The following is an 18,331-nucleotide window of genomic DNA, read 5'->3' as shown; positions in this document are numbered from 1 at the left end:
CACGGCCTCTCGTCCCGACCCTCGGTTAACCGCGTTGCGGTACACCTTTCTGCCCAGCCTTGCGGTTGGGGGCCATGCCGTTGGCCAACAGGGTTTCCTCGATGGTTTCGTACTGCACGCCGATGCGGTAGATCTCGCGGGCTTCTTTGCCGGTGGCGATTTCACGGCCCAGTTCATGGGCAATGCGCACGGTTTGCTGGATCTGCGCAACCGAGCTGAAACGATCGCCCTTGTGGTCAATGATAGTGTCTTCATTGCCCACACGCGGGTGCATGCCCATGGCCATCGACATGGTGTTGAACGGCATGACGTTCTTGAGCAGCGATTCGGAGGTCACAGTAGAACCGTCCGGCGCGCGGTGGAGGAAGTTGAAGAAGTTGAACGGATTCGGACCATCGAAACCGCCACCAATGCCGATCCAGGTCAGGTTCAACGGACCTTTGTAGATGCCCCTGCGCACCAGACGCTCAAGGGTTTCCAAGGCATGCATGCCGGTCAGCTGGAAATGCGGCTGGATGCCATTGTCCATCAGACGCTTGAGGTGCTCGGCAACCCAGGCCGGGCCGGCTGGCACGGTCATTTCGCTGTAAGCAGCCTGATAGGCCGGGTTGGCCAGGGAAGTGCCTTCCAGGTATTCCGGATACAGCAGCTCCATGATGTTCATCTGGACGGTGTTGATCGCCACCGTGACCTGATCCGGTTTCGGCGTCAGCTCGGCCAGCATGTGGCGGGTGTCGTCGGACAGCCACTTGGCCGCTTCGCCATCGCTTTCCGGGGCGAAGGAAATCGAACCGCCGACCTGGATGATCATGTCTGGCACAGCTTCACGCACACCGGCGATCAACTCGTTGAACTTCGACAGACGCTTGGAACCCTTGCCGTCCAGTTCGCGCACATGCAGGTGCAGTACGGTGGCACCGGCTTCATAGCATTCGACGGCTTTCTGGACTTGCTCATCCATGGTCAGCGGGATGTCTTCCGGGAAGTCTTCAGGCATCCATTCCGGGCCGTACGGGGCCACGGTGATGACCACCTTTTCCATGTTTTCCGGGTGCAGGGAATCGTCGAAGAATTGCATGGTGTACTCCAGTTTTTATGATTGTCCCGTCCACCCGGGGTCGTGCCGGGCAGACGTGTTTACGAGTGCGAATGCTGCGAGTGCGGATGCAGGTGGCGTTCGATCAGAACGTCTTGTCGCCGATAATCCCGGCACGCTCCATCTTGCGATGGCACGGCGGGTAATCCATGACGGCGTAGTGCTGGGTACTGCGGTTGTCCCAGATGGCGATGCTGTTCGGCTTCCAGCGCCAGCGCACCTGATACTCAGGGATGTACGCCTGGCTGATCAGGTAGCGCAGCAACTCGCCGGCGCCAGGGTTGGCGTCCTGGCCGAAGCGCACCCGCTCAGGGGTGTGGTAGTTGCTGAAGTGGGTGGTGAAGGCGTTGACGAACAGCACCTTCTCGCCGGTTTCCGGATGGGTGCGCACCACCGGGTGTTCGGCGTCCGGGTACATCGCCTTGAGCGCCAGGCGTTTTTCAATCGGCATGGCGGCACCGAAGCTCGCTTCGATGCTGTGACGGGCACGCAGGTCGGCGATCTTGACCTTTACGTCTTCCGGCAAGTTCGCATAGGCCTGGACCATGTTGGTCCACATGGTGTCGCCGCCCACTGGCGGGCATTCCACGCAACGCAGCACGCAACCCATTGGTGGTGCTTCGCGCCAGGTGGCGTCGGTGTGCCAGGCGTTCTCGTAGCGGTCCATCGGCTGGTCAGGATTCTTGTAGATCCGCACCAGACCCGGATGATCCGGATCACTGCCGGCCACCGGATGATCTTCCAGCTCGCCGAAGCGTCGGGCGAAAGCCACGTGCTCGGCGCGGGTGATGTCCTGGTCACGCAGGAACACCACGCGGTGCTTGAGCAACTGGGCACGAATCTCGGCAAACAGACCGTCGTCATGCACCGCGTCGGCCAGGTTGACGCCGATCAGTTCGGCGCCAATGCTGCAGGTCAATTGTTCGACTTTCATGGCTGGCCGCTCCTTAAACGACGAAAATCGAAGAGCCGGTAGTCTTGCGCGATTCAAGGTCGCGATGGGCCTGCACGGCATCCTGCAAGGCGTAGTGCTGGTTGATCTCGATCTTGATCCGGCCGCTGCCGACGTGGTCAAACAACTCACCGGCCAGCGCGGCTTTTTCGGCCGGGTCGCTGATGTAGTTGGCCAGGGCCGGACGGGTCAGGTACAGCGAACCTTTCATCGCCAGCATCACCGGGTCGAACGCCGGGATCGGTCCGGATGCGGTACCCACGCAGACCATCAGGCCACGGGGTTTCAACGAATCCAGCGAACCCATGAAGGTGTTCTTGCCAACACTGTCGAACACCACGTTGACGCCCACGCCATCGGTCAGTTCGCGAACGCGAGCGGCGACGTCTTCATGGCTGTAATTGATCGTATGGTCGCAACCGTGAGCCCGGGCGATTTCCGCCTTTTGCTCGGTCGACACCGTGCCGATCACGTTCAGGCCCAGCAACTTGGCCCACTGCGAAACGATCAGACCGACACCGCCAGCGGCGGCATGCAACAGGATGCTGTCGCCCGGTTTGAAGTCGTAGATTCGGCGCATCAGGTACGAGGACGTCAAACCGCGCATGGTCATCGCGGCAGCGGTCTCGAAGCTGATGGTTTCCGGCAGCTTGATCAGCGGCGCGGCCGGGATCAGGCGCTCGGTGCTGTAGGCGCCGAGGGTGTTGAGGAAACCGGTGTAGGTGACGCGATCACCGACTTCGACGTTGGTGACCCCTTCACCAACGGCCTGGACTACGCCAGAGGCCTCGACGCCCATGCCGTTGGGCATCGGAATCGGGTAGGTACCGTTACGGAAATAGGTGTCGGCATAGTTCAGGCCAACCGCCACATGACGAAGGCGAACCTGACCCGGACCGGGTTCGCCGACTTCGACGTCCTCATAACGTAGAACTTCGGGACCACCGGTTTCGTAGAAGCGTACGGCTTTGGCCATTTTTCTTATTCTCCAATCTGCAATATGGGCGTGTTGCATCGAATTGCGCTGATTGGACTGTAGGACGAGGCCTGTCGGGACGCTTCTCATCAGACGACAATGGCTTTTCATTTGGTGACAGGCGGAAACGGGATCGTCTAGCCGGTCCCGCCGCCACCTGCGCTATCATCGCCCGCTTCCACGCCCCAAGAGTCTTGAACCCGGATGTCCGACACGCTGCCACTGCCCGACGATCACCAAGCCCTGCCGCCAGTCCTGGCCGGCCCGCTGTTGCGGCGTCTGGAGCCCACGCGGCTGGTGCTGTGGCTAGTGGGTTCCCGGGCGCTGACACTGACCTTGCGCTTGCAGGGCGTCGGCGATATCCGTCTCGATGCCGGGCAATGCACGGTGATTGCAGTGGGTGCCCATGCCTTTGTGCACTTGATCGATGTGCAACTCGATGGCGCCCTGCCCTGGGACGAGTCGATCGACTATGACCTGCTGATCGATGGCACAGAAAAAGGCATCGCCGACTGGGCGCCGCACCTGCTGTATGGCGATGCCCATTGCCCCAATTTCGTCCTGCGCGCACGGGTCGACCAGTTGCTGCACGGCTCTTGCCGCAAGCCTCATCACCCGGCGACAGACGGCTTGCTGTGCGTCGACCAGTTGCTGGCGCAGGAGCATGCGGCAAAGGACCGCCCGGCACTGCTGATGATGACGGGCGATCAGGTCTACGCCGACGATGTCGCGGGGCCGATGTTGCGGGCGATTCACGCCTTGATCGAGCGCCTGAGCCTGTTCGGGGAACACCTCGAAGGCGCCGTGGTCAGCGACAGCGCCAGGCTCTACGAGCATCCGGCCAGCTACTACCACCGCGCGGATCTGCTGCCGGCACTGCAAAGCAATGAAACCCTGCGCGAGCGTTTTTTCGGTGGCGCGCGCAAGCCGATTTTCACCAGCAGCAGTGCCGACAATCACCTGGTGACCTTTGCCGAAGTCATGGCCATGTACTTGTTGGTCTGGTCGCCAGTGCCCTGGACCCTGATCGCGCCCCAGGCACCGACGCTGACGCCGGAACGGCTCAAGCGCTACGCCCTTGAACAGACGCGCATCGATGCCTTCAAGGCAGGCCTTGGCAACGTCGCGCGGGCACTGGCGCATCTGCCGACGCTGATGATTTTCGACGACCACGACATCACCGATGACTGGAACCTTTCCGCGCAATGGGAGGAAACGGCCTACGGCCATCCGTTCTCCCGGCGCATCATCGGCAACGCGTTGCTGGCGTACATGTTGTGCCAGGGCTGGGGCAACAATCCGGATGCTTTCGCCGCTGTGCTGGATAAGGCTGGCGCATTGAGCGACAGCGCACGCGACCGTCACCTCGACAGCACGGTTCAGGATGACTTGATCAGTGATCTGCTGAAGTTTCAGCACTGGCATTACGTGCTGCCGACCACCCCGGCCATGGTGGTGATCGACACCCGCACCCGGCGCTGGCGTAGCGAGATGAACCTCAAGCAGCCTTCCGGTTTGCTCGACTGGGAAGCCCTGAGCGAGCTGCAACAGGAACTGCTGGACCACCCGAGTGCGATCATCGTTTCGCCGGCACCGATCTTCGGCGTCAAGCTGATTGAAACCGTGCAGCGGGTATTCAGCTGGTGCGGTTTTCCACTGCTGGTGGACGCGGAAAACTGGATGGCCCATCGCGGCGCGGCACAGGTGATCCTGAACATTTTCCGCCACTCGCGCACGCCGGGTAACTACGTGGTGCTGTCGGGCGATGTGCACTATTCCTTCGTCTACGAAGTGCTGATCCGCCACCGCAAGGCCGGGCCGCGCATCTGGCAGATCACCAGCAGCGGCATCAAGAATGAATTCCCCGCCACCCTGCTCGAGTGGTTCGACCGCCTCAACCGCTGGCTGTACTCGCCACGCTCACCGCTGAACTGGCTGACCAAGCGTCGACGCATGCGCATCGTGCCCCATGTGCCCGAACACGCCGAAGCCGGTGAGCGGCTATGGAACTCGGCGGGGATCGGCCAGGTGTACTTCAATGACCTGGGGCAGCCACAGACCATCTATCAGCACAACTCGAACGGCTCACCGAAGACCCGGATGATTGCCCCCGAGCACAGCGACTGAACCTACTGGCGATAACACGCCATGCCATTGCCCAGGTCCACCGCCAGGCAATCGCCCTTGACGTCCAGCTCCAGGGTTTTGAAGACCCCGGACAAGTCGCGCATTTGTGCGGGGTTGACGCGTTCATCCCACATCAAGTCGATTGCCCGGCTGTCTGCCGCGACATCGAACCATTGCGGGCTCTGTTCGTTGCTCAACTGCACACCGATTTTTTTCAGGGTCTTGCCCCCGGGTGCCGGCATGTGCAGTTGTTGTTGCCGCGAATCCGTCCAGCGTTGCGACGCTTGTGAACCATCATCGAACGACCAATAGATATCCACAGGCTTGATCGCCGGCGGTTCGGCAGTCACGCCGTAGAGCAGGGTCAGGATGTAGTTGCGGTCAATCTGCGCCAGCGCTTTGGGGGCGTTGCGAAAAAACTGTTGCGACTGCGTCAGGCCAAGCTCATCCGGTTTGTCATAGGTCATTTGCCCGCTCGTGCGATCAACCTTCCAGCCCAAGGAAAGGGTGCGTGTCCGGGGGGCGACGGCAAACCATTGTGGCGGTTGGTCGGCACTGCTTTGCAGGCCAACCCGGGTCAGGCTTCGCTGGTCGGAATACGGCAGGTAAAGCTGCCGGCCCACCGCGTTATTCCACAGCAATTGGGCGGCTGGCCCCTGGTTGAACTCGAACGACACCATCACCGGTGCGATGCTCGGCACGGGGCTGGAGCGGGCGTAACGCAGGTTCAGCACATAGTGGTTTTGCGCTTGCTTGAACTGGTCGCCGCCGTCGGGCTGATGCGCGTCGTGCAGGTCTGCCAGACTGTGGGTACGACTTAAATTGAACAGCAGGTTTTCAGCGGGCGGCTCGACCGCGTCACTGCTCAAGGTCAGGGTGTTGTCGACCAGCTTCCAGCGACCTTTGGCGGAGCCTTCGGCACCGGCATACTCGATCATGGCTTCAAAGGTGTTGTCCGGCGCCAGCGACAGCCTGGAGACGATTTCCCTGGCCTGCAGCGTGTAGTGCCCGGCAATGCCCGGTGATTGCGTTGCAGCATTTACGCCTGAAGCGATGCCCAACGTCATGAATAACGCAATTCGAACCCACACCTTATGGAGCTCCTTCCCCTTGAGTGAGGGTCGATTCTGTGGGTTCTCCCGGTGGGACGCCAGCGAATGAAGATGAAATTTCGCAATGCACACGAACTGGATTTGACCCGGATCCTGATCATTGGCAATTCAGGTTCTGGCAAGAGTTGGCTGGCCGAGCGAATGGCCAGGCAGTTGCAGGCGCCATGGGTCGATCTGGATTCGATTCACTGGCTGTCGGACGAACATAGTCTCGCCCGACCTCGCTCACAGGCACTGGGCTTGGCGCGGATCGCGGCCGATGAGCAGCGCTGGGTGATTGAGGGGGTTTACGGCTGGATCATCAGCGAAATCCTCCACCGCGCCACAGCGTTGATCTGGCTGTGTGTCGATGACGAGGATTGCGTCACCAACATTCGCCAACGGGAAACACAGGATGGTGAACGGTTGGTGGCATTGCTGGAGTGGGCGGGCAGCTATCGCACGCGTGAGGATTCAAGTGGATTTGCTACGCATCAGCGGTTGTTCGACGGCTTTGGCACCTCGAAGGTCCGCCTGACTGATCGGGACGAAATCACCGACTTCACTGCACAAATAACGTCCCGGTAGGAGCTGCCGAAGGCTGCGATCTTTTGATCTTGATTCTGCGGTTGCAGCTCAGCTAAAGATCAAAACAAAAAGATCGCAGCCTTCGGCAGCTCCTACGCACGCAGGTATTTCAAGCCTCTTTCACCACGCCACTCACCCCTCTGACAATCATCTCCACCTCCCGCTCATCAATGGTCAGCGGCGGTAGCAGGCGAATGGTCTTGCCCCGCGTGACGTTGATCAGCAAGCCATGATCCCGGGCGGCGATCAGGCTCAGGTCGCGGATCGGTTGCTTGAGTTCGATGCCGATCATCAGGCCCTGGCCGCGGATTTGCGAGACGTTCGGGTTGCCCGCCAGTTCTGTGCGCAATCTTTCGAGCAGGCGCGCCCCCTGAAGCCGGGCGTTTTCCAGCAGCCCTTGTTCTTCAACGATATCCAGCACGGTGCAACCGACCCGGCAGGCCAGCGGATTACCGCCAAACGTGCTGCCGTGGCTGCCCGGCGTGAAGAGTTCGGCTGCCTTGCCACGGGCCAGGCAAGCGCCGATGGGCACGCCGTTGCCCAGGCCCTTGGCCAGGGTCATGACGTCCGGGACGATGCCTTCGTGCTGGAACGCGAACCACTGGCCGGTGCGGCCGATGCCGGTCTGGATTTCATCGAGCATCAACAGCCATGAGCGCCGGTTGCACAGTTCGCGCACGGCCTTGAGATAGCCCGGTGGTGCCAGTTGCACGCCGCTTTCGCCCTGGATCGGCTCCATCAGGATCGCCACGATCCGCGAGCCAAAGGCCTGTTGCACTTTGTCCAGCGCATCAAGGTCGCCGAACGGCACTTTGACGAAATCCCCCGGCAGCTTGTTGAAACCCAGGCGCACTGCCGGGCCGTCGCTGGCTGATAAGGTGCCGAGGGTACGGCCATGGAACGCGTTCTCCATGACCACCACCAGCGGCTGCTCGATGCCCTTGTGCCAGCCATGCAGCCGGGCGATTTTCAGTGCGGTTTCGTTGGCTTCGGCCCCGGAGTTGTTGAAGAACGCCCGATCCATGCCCGCCAGCCGCGTCAGTTTCTGCGCCAGCCGTTGTTGCCAGTCGATGCTGTAGAGGTTCGAGGTGTGCAGCAGCAACCCGGCCTGTTCAGTAATGGCGGCGACGATTTTCGGGTGGGAGTGGCCGACATTGGTCACCGCCACTCCCGCGACCGCATCCAGGTATTCGCGACCGGCCTGATCCCACAGGCGAGTGCCCAGGCCCTTGTTGAAACTCAAGGCCAAGGGTTGGTAAGTGCTCATCAGGCAGGCGGCGGTCATGACATCAAGCTCCAGCAAGGGTCGGTGTTTTTGCAGTATGGTTAGCCACCCGAGCTGGATAAACACTGTAAAACTTCAATCATTTAAAAGCAGAGCTTGATAATGGATCTATTCCAGGCAATGACCGTCTACGTGAAAGTGGTGGAGACCGGCAGCATGACCGCCGCCGCCTTGCAGTGTGAAATGTCCACGACCATGGTCGGCAACCACCTCAAGGCCCTGGAGCAACGGCTGGGTGTGCGCCTGCTCAACCGCACGACACGGCGCCAGCGGCTGACCGAGTTCGGCACCGCGTATTACCAACGCTGCCTGGAAGTGCTGGGGTTGGTCGCCGATTCCGAGCGCCTGGCCGAGCAGGCGCTGGACGAACCGAGCGGCATCTTGCGCATCACCGCGCCCTTGACCTTCGGTACCGAACGCCTGGCGCCGGCACTGAGTGAGTTCAGCCGGCAAAACCCGCGGGTGAAACTCGACGTGGTCCTGACCAACCGACGCCCGGATCTGCTGGAAAACGGCCTCGATGTGGCGTTTCGCCTCGGCGCGCTGGAGCCTTCCAACCTGATCGCCCGCCCGCTGATCGACTACACCCTGACCATGTGCGCGTCACCGGAGTACCTGGCCCGGCGCGGCACACCGCAGACACCTGAAGACCTGCGACACCACGACTGCCTGTCCTTTGCCTATCCGGCCGGGGATGACTGGCAATCGGTGCAAAAGGAATGGCGCCTGGCCGGTCCCGATGGCGAAGTCAGCGTAGGGGTCGGCGGGCCGATGCTGATCAACAGTTCGGCGGGGTTGCATCAAGCGGCGCGGACCGGCATGGGCATCGTGATGATGCCCGACGCCCTGGTCGAGCAGGACCTCAAGGACGGAAAGCTGCTAGCCCTGATGCCCGATTACTGCCCGCCCAGCCGGCCGATGCACCTGGTCTATGCCCAGGATCGCCACCGTTTGCCGAAACTGCGACGTTTCGTCGAATTCGCCGTACAGAGGTGGGGCAAGCACCCGGCGGCGGAATAGGCCATACAGTCGCTGATCGCCATTCACCTCCCCGCCTTCACCAGCACCGGCTGTTCCTGATAACGATTGGGGTACAGCTGTTTCAACTGCGCGACCTTCGGCAAGTCGTTGATCACGATGTACGGATAGGTCGGATGCTCGGTCAGGAAATCCTGATGCTCCTCCTCCGCCGGGTAGAAACCGTTGAAGGTTTCCAGCTTGGTCACGATCGGCTTGTCGAAGGCATGGGCGGCGTCGAGCTGGGCGATGTAGGCCTGTGCGACCCGCTGCTGCTCAGTGCTTTTGGTAAAGATCGCCGAGCGATATTGAGTACCGGTATCCGGTCCCTGACGGTTGAGTTCTGTCGGGTTGTGCGCAACTGAAAAGTAGATCTGCAGCAAGGTGCCGTAGCTGACCTGAGCAGGATCGAAAGTGACTTCGACCGACTCCGCATGGCCGGTATTGCCGTTGCTGACGCGCTCGTATTGCGCGGTATTGGCCGCCCCGCCCGCGTAGCCGGAGACGGCGTTCTTCACGCCTTTGACATGCTGGAACACCCCTTGGACGCCCCAGAAGCAGCCGCCGGCGAACACCGCGGTTTCGCTGCGGGCCTGGGTGGTTTCGTCGAGGGCCGGCGGTGGAAGGATGACCCCCTCTTCGGCACCACCGAAGGAGAAGGCCGAGCATTGGCTGATGATGCCGGCAGCCGCCAGCCCCAGCAGGGTACGGCGCCAGGTAATGAGTGTTTTCATGGGGCGAACTCCTGAAGCGTTGGAATGTAATCAGCCGAAGGTGAAGGCGTAAGCCGACGCACCCGGATCAAGAAACTCGATGCTGAAGGTCCGGTCGGTCACGCCGCCGCTCTGGCGCACCAGTTGATACAAGCGCTGGTCCGTCACGGTGCCGCTGCCATCGGGGGCCACGTCCATGCCGTGGGCATCGCCGGGGGCCTTGCCGTCGATCAGCACCTTGAAGCGCACCGGTTTGCCGTCGGTGCCGGGGCCGAGCACCAAATGCAGATCACGGGCGTGGAAGCGATAGACGATGCGACTGGCCGGTGCACTGGCGGTGGCCCGCTCCGGGCCGACATGCCACTGGCCGTCCAGGCTCCAGTCGTTGAGGGCCAGTTGCGCCGGCGGGTTGTAGGCCGCCACCTTGTCCGGTACCAGCGCGGTTTGCGATACGAAGTGTTCCGCGCGCTGGTAGCCGACATAGGTTTCCGGCGACTGCACGGCGTCGCTGTCCGGGGCCATTTGCACACCGTCGGCCTTGGCACTGATCAGCCCGTCGGCGACCTTGGCCGCCCCTGCCTCGCGCAGCAATTGCTGGATGACCCGCTCCGACTCGGCGTACGCGCCTTCGCCGAAGTGGTGATAACGAATGCGTCCCTGGGCGTCGGCAAAGTAATGCGCTGGCCAGTACTCGTTGTTGAAGGCGCGCCAGATCTTGAACTCGTTGTCGATGGCCACCGGGTAGTTGATGCCCAGGTCTTTCATGGCCTTGGTGACGTTGCTGACGTCGCGCTCGAAGGCAAACTCCGGCGCATGCACGCCGATCACCACCAGGCCCTGATCGCGATACTTCTCGGCCCAGGCCTTCACATAGGGCAGCGAACGCAGGCAGTTGATGCAGGAGTAGGTCCAGAAATCCACCAGCACGACCTTGCCTTTCAGCGCCTGGGCATCGAGGGGTGGCGAATTGAGCCACTGCACGGCGCCGTCCAGCGGCGGCAGGTTGCCTTCGACCGGCAAGGTGACCGGGGATTTCTCGGCCACTTGCACCGCGCCACTGGAGGCCGTGTTTTGCGCCATCATCGCCCTGCTGTTACGCGGTAACTTGCCGGACAGTTTTTCCACCAGCGCTTGCTCGATACCGCCGGTCGACGCCGTGGAAAACCGCGCCAGAACCCCTGTATCCAGACCCAGGGCAATCGCCGCCACACCGGCCAGCATCGCCGCGCCCAGGCCGCGACGCAGCCATTCACCGGCACCAATCGAGCGCTTCATTGCGCTGAAGACTTTGCCACCCAGCAACAGGGCCAACGCCAAGGATGTGGCAGCACCGGCGGCATACGCCAGCAGCAAAAAGGTGGTTTGGATACTCGCGCCTTGCAGCGCCGCACCGGTCAGCAGCAAACCGAGGATCGGCCCGGCGCAGGGCGCCCACAACAGGCCGGTGGCCACGCCGATCAGGAACGAAGCACCGGGACGTGGCCGCGCATCGGCGCCCGCCGCCTCTGACAAACGACTGCCCGCCGCCACCAGCGGCCGGGTCAGGCGCTCGGCCAATTGCGGCAGCAACAACGTCAGACCGAACAGCGCCACGAACACCAGCGCCAGCCAGCGCCCGTACTGGTTGAGCTGCACCACCCAGCCACCGCCCACCGCCGCCAACGTGGCGACCAGCGCGAAGGTCAGCGCCATGCCCACCAGCAACGGCAATCCGCTTTTGACGAAGGGTTGCCCGGTGCGGGCGAAGACAAACGGCAACACCGGCAGAATGCACGGGCTGACAATCGTCAGCACACCACCGAGATAAGCGAGGACCAGCAGCCACATGGCGATTACCTGCAAAAAGTGAGTGGTAGGGAATCACACCGTCTTCGGCACGAATTTCATCGCCAGGCCGTTCATGCAGTAACGCAGGCCGGTGGGTTTCGGGCCGTCGTCGAAGACATGCCCCAGATGCCCGCCGCAGCGCCGGCAGTGGACTTCTTCGCGGACCATGCCGAACGCACGGTCCTGGCGGGTGGCCACGGCCTTGTCCAGCGGTGCCCAGAAACTCGGCCAACCGGTGCGGCTGTCGAATTTGGTCGCCGAGGAAAACAACGGCAGGTCGCAACCGGCACAGACGAAGGTGCCATCGCGGTGCTCGTTGTTCAGCGGGCTGCTGTAGGCGCGTTCGGTGCCTTCTTCGCGCAGGATGTCGTACTGCTCGTCGCTGAGGATGGCGTGCCATTCGCTGTCGCTGTGGGTCACTTCGAATGCCTCCGCTGCGCTGGCCTCGCTGATTAATGCGGTGCCTGTGGAAAACTTCGGCAACAGGCCGATCGCCAGGGTTGCCACCCCCAGTCCGCCGCTCACTAGAAGAAATTGCCGTCGTGAAAACATGCTCGTCTCCAAAAAATCAGGGGGTGTTTCATAGAACACAGCCTAGGCTTTCGGTGATCGCCAAATCCTCACGGGAAGTTAAACAATTCGTGATAACTCAGACCCCGAAAAACCCGCACAATGCGTCCATTGCGCCGAAGGATTGAGCTGTATGGAACAGACCAAACGCGTCCTGGTGGTCGAGGACGATATGCATATCGCCGACCTGATCTGCCTGCATCTTCGCGATGAGCAGTTCGAGGTGGTGCACAGCGCCGATGGCGATGAAGGCATGCGCCTGCTGCAGCAAGGCAACTGGGATGCACTGGTCCTCGACCTGATGCTGCCCGGTGTCGACGGCCTGGAAATCTGCCGCCGCGCCCGCGCCATGGCCCGCTACACGCCGATCATCATCACCAGCGCGCGCTCCAGCGAAGTGCACCGGATTCTTGGCCTGGAACTGGGTGCCGACGACTATCTGGCCAAGCCCTTTTCCATGCTCGAACTGGTGGCCCGGGTCAAGGCCCTGCTGCGCCGGGTCGATGCCATGGCGCGCAACCTGAAGATGGACGCCGGCAGCCTGCTTACCGACGGCCTGGCCATCGACCCGATCACCCGCGAAGTGTCCCTCGACGGACGGCGCCTGGACCTCACCCCCAGGGAGTTCGACTTGCTGTACTTCTTCGCCCGCCAGCCCGGCAAGGTGTTTTCGCGCATGGACCTGCTCAATGCCGTGTGGGGCTACAGCCACGAAGGCTACGAGCATACGGTCAACACCCACATCAACCGCCTGCGCGCCAAGATCGAGGCCGACCCGGCGCAACCGGTGCGCATCCTCACGGTCTGGGGTCGCGGCTACAAATTCGCCACAGGCGAGGAGCCGCAGCCATGAGGCTGACCCTGACGCAACGCCTGTCCCTGGTGTTCGCCGTGCTGCTGCTGGTGTGCTGCGGCACCTCGGCGTGGATGCAGGTGCGCTCCAACCAGATGCATGAACAGGAAGTGGTGCAAGGCTTGTCCCGGGACCTGGCGCAGCACATCGCCAGTGACACGGTGCTGATGGACACCCAGGGCCTGATGCCCAATGCCGTGCGTGACCTGTTCAGCAAACTGATGCAGGTTAACCCGAGCGTCGAGGTGTACCTGCTCGATTCCGCAGGCAAGATTGTCGGTAGCGCCGCGCCCGAGGGCCGGATCCGTCGTGAGCGCATCGACCTGGCGCCGATCCAGCGCCTGTTGCGAGGCGATGCCCTGCCGATTCTCGGCGACGACCCGCGCAGCATCGATGCGCGCAAGGTGTTCAGCGCTGCGCCGCTGAAGGTCGACGGCAAGCCGGCCGGTTATCTCTACGTAGTGTTGCTCGGCGAGGATCACGACCGCCTGGCCGAACGCGGCGCGACCAGCGCGGCGCTCAACACAGCGCTGTTGTCCATCGGCCTGGTGGCACTGCTGTGCCTGATTGCCGGTCTCACTGCGTTTGCCCTGATTACCCGGCCGTTGCGCCGCCTGACTGAAACCGTCAGCCAGTTCGACATCGATGGCGTGCCGGTCACCCCGGCCCTGCCCGTCGCGGTGGAAAAAGCCGCCAGTCACGATGAAATCGCTGTGCTCGATGCCGCGTTCCGGCAGATGCAGACCCGCCTGGGCGAGCAATGGCGCTCTTTGACCCGTCAGGACCAGGAGCGCCGCGAACTGGTGGCGAACATTTCCCACGACTTGCGCACGCCGCTGGCTTCGTTGCACGGTTATCTGGAAACCCTGTCGCTCAAGGACGCCACGCTGTCCCCTGCCGACCGCCGTCGCTACCTCGGCATCGCGCTGGACCAGAGCCGCAAGGTCGGCGGTCTGGCGCAGTCGCTGCTGGAACTGGTGCGGCTGGAACACGGCTTCGTACAGCCGGTGCTGGAACGCTTCTCCCTGACCGACCTGGCCCAGGACATCTTCCAGAAATTCGAACTCACCGCCGAAGCGCGCAAAGTCGAACTCAAGGCCACCTTCGCGCCGAATGCCTCGGCGGCCTGCGCGGACCTCGGGTTGATCGAGCGGGTGCTGACCAACCTGTTCGACAACGCCCTGCGCCATACCCCGGCCGGTGGCGAGGTCGAACTGGGCCTGCGCCCGCAAGGCTCATTCATCGAAGTCACGATCAGCGATACCGGCCCCGGCATCGCCCCGCAACTGCGCGAAGGTTTGTTCCTGCGGCCGTTCAATATCGGCGGCGCACGGCGTGATGGCGGGCTGGGGCTGCGGATTGTGCATCGCATCCTGCAATTGCATGGGCGCGAGATTCAGTTGATCGATGTGCCGGGGCGCGGGGCGACGTTCCGGTTTTCGTTGCCGATCGATGAGGAAACGGCGACTGCGTTGGCGGTGCGGTCGATGAACCTGAATACACCGCGGCAGGCGTGAAGGACGGTGGTGTCTGTCAGGGCCCCATCGCGAGCAAGCTCGCTCCCACAGGGATAACGGGTGTACGCAAGATCTGCGAACAACCCAAACTACTGTGGGAGCGAGCTTGCTCGCGATGGCGTCAGTCCATTCAACACTGGATCTGGATCAGTCGCGGTAACCCGGAGCAATGCGATCCAGCATTCTCAGCAACGCCGCCCAGGCCAGTTGCATCGCATCCGGATCATTCAGCTCACCTTCCTCCAACGGCCGCCCCGGATCATTGAACTGTCGCTCGGTATGCGCGCAAACCTCGTGCGACGGCAGTACAACTTCACCGGCAGCTTGCGCGGCCAACTGGATTTCACAGGCTTTTTCCAGGTAGTACATGCGCAGGAACGCCTGCCCTACCGTCTCGCCAACCGTCAGCAAACCATGGTTGCGCAGCATCAATACCGGCTTGTCGCCCAGGTCCGCCACCAGCCGTTGTTGCTCACTCAGGTCTAGCGCCACGCCTTCGTAGTCGTGGTAGGCAACCCGGCCATAGAACTCCATGGAAATCTGGTTCACCGGCAACAGCCCGCACTTCAACGCCGCCACTGCGCACCCGGATTTGGTGTGGGTGTGCAGCACGCACTGCGCATCTTCGCGGGCGCCATGAATGGCGCTGTGAATCACGAAACCGGCCGGGTTCACCGGGTATGGCGACAGTTCCACGGCGTGGCCATCGAGGTCGATCTTCACCAGATTCGACGCGGTGATCTCATCGAACATCAGCCCATAGGGGTTGATCAGAAAGTGATGCTCCGGCCCCGGAATGCGCACCGAGATGTGAGTGAAGATCAAATCGGTCATGCGAAAATGCGCCACCAGCCGATAACAGGCGGCAAGTTCCTCACGCAAACGTTGTTCGGTCGCAGTCATGCGTTCACCTTCACGGTGCAGGCCTCAAGCCCCTGCCCCAAGGCTTCCCAGCCGTCGAAACCACGGCGGGCGATAAACACCAGGCGTGTGGTCTTTGCCTGGGTTTCATCCGTGGCCGGCAGAAACTGACTGCGCGTGCCGACGTGTTGCAACCAGTGGGCCTTGTTGCCCTGCGCCAGCTTCACCAGCCCCTTGACCCGAAACACATCGCTGGGCAGCGCCTGCAACCAGCCACGCAATCCCTCGGCATCGAGCGCCAAGTCGCTCTGCCACAGCCAACTGCTGAACATCTCACCGTGATCGCCATCGGACACCCGTGTCAGTGGCTTCACTTTGCGCGGCTCAAGCTCCAGATCGGTGTCGAGCCACAGTGCGTCAGGCAACTGCGCCTGCACGCTTTCGTGGATTCGGGTCCGCAGGCCCAACACCTCGCGCAGCGCCTGCAACTGCGGTTCATCAACCAGGTCGGTCTTGTTCAGCAACAGCAGGTCGGCAGCCGCCACTTGCGCCCGGGCCAGCCGCGCGTACTCGCCGTCGAGTTGCAGATGACGGGTGGCGTCGACCACGGTGATGACCATGTCCAGTTGCATCTGGCTGCGCAGCTGTGGATAAGCCAGGGTCTGCACGATGCGCTGTGGATCGGACACGCCGCTGCACTCGATGACGATTCGCTCCAGCCGTGGCTGCAATTGCGCCAGGCTGCCCAGTTGCGCCAGCAGGTCTTCCTGCACGGTGCAGCAGATGCAGCCGTTTTGCAGGCTGTACACCGCGTCGGTGACTTCGGAGACGATGGCCGCATCGATGTTCAGCTCACCGAAGTCGTTGACGATCACCGCCAGCCGACTGCCTTCGGCACGGCGCACCATGCGGTTGAGTAGCGTGGTTTTACCGGCGCCGAGAAACCCCGAGACGACGGTCACGGCGATGCGTGGGGAAGTCATTCTGCCTTGCCCTCCAGCACCGGTGGTTCGCCCTGCCACACGGCCTTGAGGCCGACGGCTTCGAGCGTCGAATGGCGGTCGTAGACCAGTTGCCCTTCAACGAAGGTCAGCAGCACCTGAGTCTTGTGGATGTAGTTGCGCGCAGGCTCGGCGAACAGGTCGCGGTCGATGACGATCAGGTCCGCCGCCTTGCCCACCTGCAGGCTGCCGGTGCTGTGTTCCAGGCCCATGGCCACGGCGCCGTTGCTGGTGATCACGGTCAGCGCCTGTTCGAGGCTGATCGGGTCGCCGAAGCAGGCCGGGTCGTCGTTCCACGGGTTCTGCCGGGTGATCATGGTTTCCAGCGCCAGCCACGGGTCGATGGACGCCACCGGCCAGTCGGTGCCCATCACCGCGGTGCCACCGGCGGCGAGCACGCCTTTGAAGTCGTAGATGCGCTTGAGTCGCTCCTGACCGTAACCAGAACGCGCACCACTGGCGAATGGCGTCGGGTACCAGGCCGCCGGGGAGAATTCGGCGATGACATTCAGTTCCTTGAAGCGCGGCAGGTTGCCGGGGTGCAGCAAGGTGCTGTGGGCGCACTGGTGGCGCACACCGCTGAAACCGTTGCGACGACGGGCCTCGGCCACGGCATCGAGGAACACATCCGACGCGCCGTCGCCGGTGCAGTGGGCAATCACGCGGATGCCCTTGCGGTCCATGTCCACCACCATGTCAGTGATGTGTTCCGGGGTCAGGTTGAGCTTGCCGCGCCAGCTCGATTCCTGCGGCCATGGGGTCAGCAGGTACGAAGATTTCGGCTCCACGGTGCCGTCGAAATGGAACTTGACCGCGTTGGCGCTCAGGCGTGCGCTGCGGTAGTAGTGACGCTCGCCCGCCAGCAGTTCCCAGCGACGACGCACCGGGAAAATGTCGTCCTGCCAACTGATCGCCGCTTCGATGCGCACGGTCAGTTCGCCGCTGTCGTCCAGTTCCTTGAGGGCCTGCAAACGCTGTTCGCAGACGTGCACGTATTTGCTCGCCGTAACACCGCGCGAGCTCTGGAAATGCACGCCATCGCGATAGGCGCGGCGCAGCACGCTGACCGGGGTCGGCGGCATGGCGGCGTGGATCATCGCGTAGGCGCCGTCGATCATCAGGCCGGTGGGTTCGCCGGTCAGTTCGTCACGCTCGAAGTAACCGTTGCGCGGGTCGCTGGTGTTGCCATCGATGCCGGCCAGTTCCAGGGCCTTGGAGTTGACCATCATGGTGCCCCACATGCGGTCGAGCAGCGCCACCGGGCGGTCCGGCATGACGCTGTCGAGCCAGGCGCGGCCCGGGGTCAAGCCGGCTTCGCGGAAGGTGTAGCGCACCCAGTACTGACCGTAGATCCAGCCGTCGCCCGGATGGCTGTCGGCGTAGGCGAGGATGCTTTGGCGCAGTTGTTCCGGGGTCGGGTCTTCGATGCCGACATCGAGGTCATCGGCGTAGCGCGGCGCCAGTGCGAGGTCGGGGTGGGTGTGCATGTCGTGCAGGCCGGGCATGCAGAACGCGCCTTGCAGGTCATGCACGCGGGTGTTCGGGCCCTTGAACATCTCGATCTGGCCGAGGCTGGCGACACCGATCAACTTGCCGTCGCGGATGGCCACGGCCTCGGCCCACGGGTTGGCCGGGTCCTGTGTATAGATACGCCCATTGGCAAGGATCAGGTCGGCATAGGTCCCCTGCACGGAATGGGTAGAGGAAAAGTTATCGGACTCAGCCATGTAAGCCACCTTCGAGTTCAGGAGATTGAAAGGTCCACCGGGCGCCAGGCGGGTCGGGAACCTGAAAAACTGTTGTTGTTTTAGTCAGCAGGAAAGGTCGCGGGCAGCCCTCGTTTTGAGGGTGGGCCTG

At 62.4% G+C, this 18,331-nt stretch carries 16 protein-coding genes; 5 read left to right on the top strand and 11 right to left on the bottom strand.

What is annotated here, in order from left to right:
* Positions 1 to 25: 25 nt before the first annotated feature.
* The 3 genes from AC3IP0_RS04730 to AC3IP0_RS04720 all read right to left on the bottom strand — a co-directional run bounded on the left by AC3IP0_RS04730 (position 26) and on the right by AC3IP0_RS04720 (position 3,024).
* Positions 26 to 1,078, bottom strand: a complete 1,053-nt coding sequence (locus AC3IP0_RS04730) for a beta-keto acid cleavage family enzyme (RefSeq protein WP_489326748.1) — start codon at positions 1,076 to 1,078, stop codon at positions 26 to 28.
* A 103-nt stretch (positions 1,079 to 1,181) separates the two neighbouring features.
* Positions 1,182 to 2,030, bottom strand: a complete 849-nt coding sequence (locus AC3IP0_RS04725; RefSeq protein WP_007979208.1) for a TauD/TfdA dioxygenase family protein — start codon at positions 2,028 to 2,030, stop codon at positions 1,182 to 1,184.
* Between the two features lie 13 nt (positions 2,031 to 2,043).
* Positions 2,044 to 3,024: a quinone oxidoreductase family protein gene (locus AC3IP0_RS04720; protein ID WP_008050013.1), complete on the bottom strand. Its 981-nt coding sequence runs from the start codon at positions 3,022 to 3,024 to the stop codon at positions 2,044 to 2,046.
* 204 nt (positions 3,025 to 3,228) lie between these two features.
* On the opposite strand from AC3IP0_RS04720, the gene AC3IP0_RS04715 reads away from it, so the two are divergent.
* Positions 3,229 to 5,151: an alkaline phosphatase D family protein gene (locus tag AC3IP0_RS04715; RefSeq protein WP_489326746.1), complete on the top strand. Its 1,923-nt coding sequence runs from the start codon at positions 3,229 to 3,231 to the stop codon at positions 5,149 to 5,151.
* A gap of 2 nt (positions 5,152 to 5,153) precedes the next feature.
* Here AC3IP0_RS04715 and AC3IP0_RS04710 read toward each other — a convergent pair whose 3' ends face one another.
* Positions 5,154 to 6,242, bottom strand: a complete 1,089-nt coding sequence (locus AC3IP0_RS04710) for a hypothetical protein (protein WP_489318442.1) — start codon at positions 6,240 to 6,242, stop codon at positions 5,154 to 5,156.
* Positions 6,243 to 6,338: 96 nt separating this feature from the next.
* On the opposite strand from AC3IP0_RS04710, the gene AC3IP0_RS04705 reads away from it, so the two are divergent.
* A complete protein-coding gene (locus AC3IP0_RS04705) occupies positions 6,339 to 6,830 on the top strand; it encodes a P-loop NTPase family protein (protein WP_489327780.1) in 492 nt (163 codons plus the stop codon).
* A 109-nt stretch (positions 6,831 to 6,939) separates the two neighbouring features.
* Here AC3IP0_RS04705 and AC3IP0_RS04700 read toward each other — a convergent pair whose 3' ends face one another.
* Complete coding sequence (locus AC3IP0_RS04700) at positions 6,940 to 8,115, bottom strand: aspartate aminotransferase family protein (RefSeq protein ID WP_489326745.1); 1,176 nt, start codon at positions 8,113 to 8,115, stop codon at positions 6,940 to 6,942.
* 102 nt (positions 8,116 to 8,217) lie between these two features.
* Here AC3IP0_RS04700 and AC3IP0_RS04695 point away from each other — a divergent pair, with 102 nt between their 5' ends.
* Positions 8,218 to 9,135 carry a LysR family transcriptional regulator gene (locus tag AC3IP0_RS04695; RefSeq protein WP_489326744.1) on the top strand — a complete coding sequence of 306 codons (918 nt, stop codon included), beginning with the start codon at positions 8,218 to 8,220 and terminating at the stop codon, positions 9,133 to 9,135.
* Between the two features lie 23 nt (positions 9,136 to 9,158).
* Here AC3IP0_RS04695 and msrA read toward each other — a convergent pair whose 3' ends face one another.
* From msrA to msrB, 3 genes are read right to left on the bottom strand one after another with little or no spacing between them, the layout of a single operon-like run.
* Positions 9,159 to 9,866 (bottom strand): peptide-methionine (S)-S-oxide reductase MsrA, encoded by a 708-nt coding sequence (gene msrA / locus AC3IP0_RS04690; RefSeq protein ID WP_489326743.1) that lies wholly within the window; start codon positions 9,864 to 9,866, stop codon positions 9,159 to 9,161.
* 30 nt (positions 9,867 to 9,896) lie between these two features.
* Complete coding sequence (locus AC3IP0_RS04685; RefSeq protein ID WP_489326742.1) at positions 9,897 to 11,672, bottom strand: cytochrome c biogenesis protein DipZ; 1,776 nt, start codon at positions 11,670 to 11,672, stop codon at positions 9,897 to 9,899.
* 33 nt (positions 11,673 to 11,705) lie between these two features.
* Positions 11,706 to 12,224: a peptide-methionine (R)-S-oxide reductase MsrB gene (gene msrB / locus AC3IP0_RS04680; protein WP_489326740.1), complete on the bottom strand. Its 519-nt coding sequence runs from the start codon at positions 12,222 to 12,224 to the stop codon at positions 11,706 to 11,708.
* Positions 12,225 to 12,375: 151 nt separating this feature from the next.
* Between msrB and AC3IP0_RS04675 the strand changes: the two genes are divergently transcribed.
* Positions 12,376 to 13,095, top strand: coding sequence for a response regulator transcription factor (locus tag AC3IP0_RS04675; RefSeq protein ID WP_008000098.1), 720 nt, complete (start codon positions 12,376 to 12,378; stop codon positions 13,093 to 13,095).
* Entirely contained in the window at positions 13,092 to 14,612 is a 1,521-nt protein-coding gene (locus AC3IP0_RS04670) for a sensor histidine kinase (protein ID WP_489326738.1), read from the top strand. The genes AC3IP0_RS04675 and AC3IP0_RS04670 overlap by 4 nt, the downstream gene beginning before the upstream one ends.
* A gap of 147 nt (positions 14,613 to 14,759) precedes the next feature.
* On the opposite strand, the gene AC3IP0_RS04665 is transcribed toward AC3IP0_RS04670, so the two are convergent.
* Genes AC3IP0_RS04665 through AC3IP0_RS04655 form a run of 3 tightly spaced genes read right to left on the bottom strand, consistent with a single transcriptional unit; the run spans position 14,760 to position 18,201 of the window.
* Entirely contained in the window at positions 14,760 to 15,515 is a 756-nt protein-coding gene (locus tag AC3IP0_RS04665; RefSeq protein ID WP_489318436.1) for a class II aldolase/adducin family protein, read from the bottom strand.
* The gene (locus tag AC3IP0_RS04660) at positions 15,512 to 16,456 is read right to left on the bottom strand and encodes a CobW family GTP-binding protein (RefSeq protein ID WP_489318435.1); all 945 of its coding nucleotides are present in this window, start codon (positions 16,454 to 16,456) and stop codon (positions 15,512 to 15,514) included. The genes AC3IP0_RS04665 and AC3IP0_RS04660 overlap by 4 nt, the downstream gene beginning before the upstream one ends.
* Positions 16,453 to 18,201 carry an amidohydrolase gene (locus AC3IP0_RS04655; protein ID WP_489318434.1) on the bottom strand — a complete coding sequence of 583 codons (1,749 nt, stop codon included), beginning with the start codon at positions 18,199 to 18,201 and terminating at the stop codon, positions 16,453 to 16,455. Before AC3IP0_RS04655 ends, AC3IP0_RS04660 begins: the two co-directional genes overlap by 4 nt.
* Positions 18,202 to 18,331: the final 130 nt, after the last annotated feature.

This window comes from Pseudomonas sp. GL_103, from assembly GCF_057835175.1.
Note: the sequence above shows the minus strand (reverse complement) of the source record. Positions and strands in the feature narration are given on the sequence as shown.

What these genes read in the sequence shown, in the direction of transcription:
- AC3IP0_RS04665 (WP_489318436.1), bottom strand. Translation starts at nt 15,515, where the DNA reads ATGACTGCGACCGAACAACGTTTGCGTGAGGAACTTGCCGCCTGTTAT.
- AC3IP0_RS04715 (WP_489326746.1), top strand. Translation starts at nt 3,229, where the DNA reads ATGTCCGACACGCTGCCACTGCCCGACGATCACCAAGCCCTGCCGCCA.
- AC3IP0_RS04695 (WP_489326744.1), top strand. Translation starts at nt 8,218, where the DNA reads ATGGATCTATTCCAGGCAATGACCGTCTACGTGAAAGTGGTGGAGACC.
- AC3IP0_RS04720 (WP_008050013.1), bottom strand. Translation starts at nt 3,024, where the DNA reads ATGGCCAAAGCCGTACGCTTCTACGAAACCGGTGGTCCCGAAGTTCTA.
- AC3IP0_RS04685 (WP_489326742.1), bottom strand. Translation starts at nt 11,672, where the DNA reads ATGTGGCTGCTGGTCCTCGCTTATCTCGGTGGTGTGCTGACGATTGTC.
- AC3IP0_RS04725 (WP_007979208.1), bottom strand. Translation starts at nt 2,030, where the DNA reads ATGAAAGTCGAACAATTGACCTGCAGCATTGGCGCCGAACTGATCGGC.
- AC3IP0_RS04670 (WP_489326738.1), top strand. Translation starts at nt 13,092, where the DNA reads ATGAGGCTGACCCTGACGCAACGCCTGTCCCTGGTGTTCGCCGTGCTG.
- AC3IP0_RS04730 (WP_489326748.1), bottom strand. Translation starts at nt 1,078, where the DNA reads ATGCAATTCTTCGACGATTCCCTGCACCCGGAAAACATGGAAAAGGTG.
- msrB (WP_489326740.1), bottom strand. Translation starts at nt 12,224, where the DNA reads ATGTTTTCACGACGGCAATTTCTTCTAGTGAGCGGCGGACTGGGGGTG.
- msrA (WP_489326743.1), bottom strand. Translation starts at nt 9,866, where the DNA reads ATGAAAACACTCATTACCTGGCGCCGTACCCTGCTGGGGCTGGCGGCT.
- AC3IP0_RS04700 (WP_489326745.1), bottom strand. Translation starts at nt 8,115, where the DNA reads ATGACCGCCGCCTGCCTGATGAGCACTTACCAACCCTTGGCCTTGAGT.
- AC3IP0_RS04675 (WP_008000098.1), top strand. Translation starts at nt 12,376, where the DNA reads ATGGAACAGACCAAACGCGTCCTGGTGGTCGAGGACGATATGCATATC.
- AC3IP0_RS04660 (WP_489318435.1), bottom strand. Translation starts at nt 16,456, where the DNA reads ATGACTTCCCCACGCATCGCCGTGACCGTCGTCTCGGGGTTTCTCGGC.
- AC3IP0_RS04655 (WP_489318434.1), bottom strand. Translation starts at nt 18,201, where the DNA reads ATGGCTGAGTCCGATAACTTTTCCTCTACCCATTCCGTGCAGGGGACC.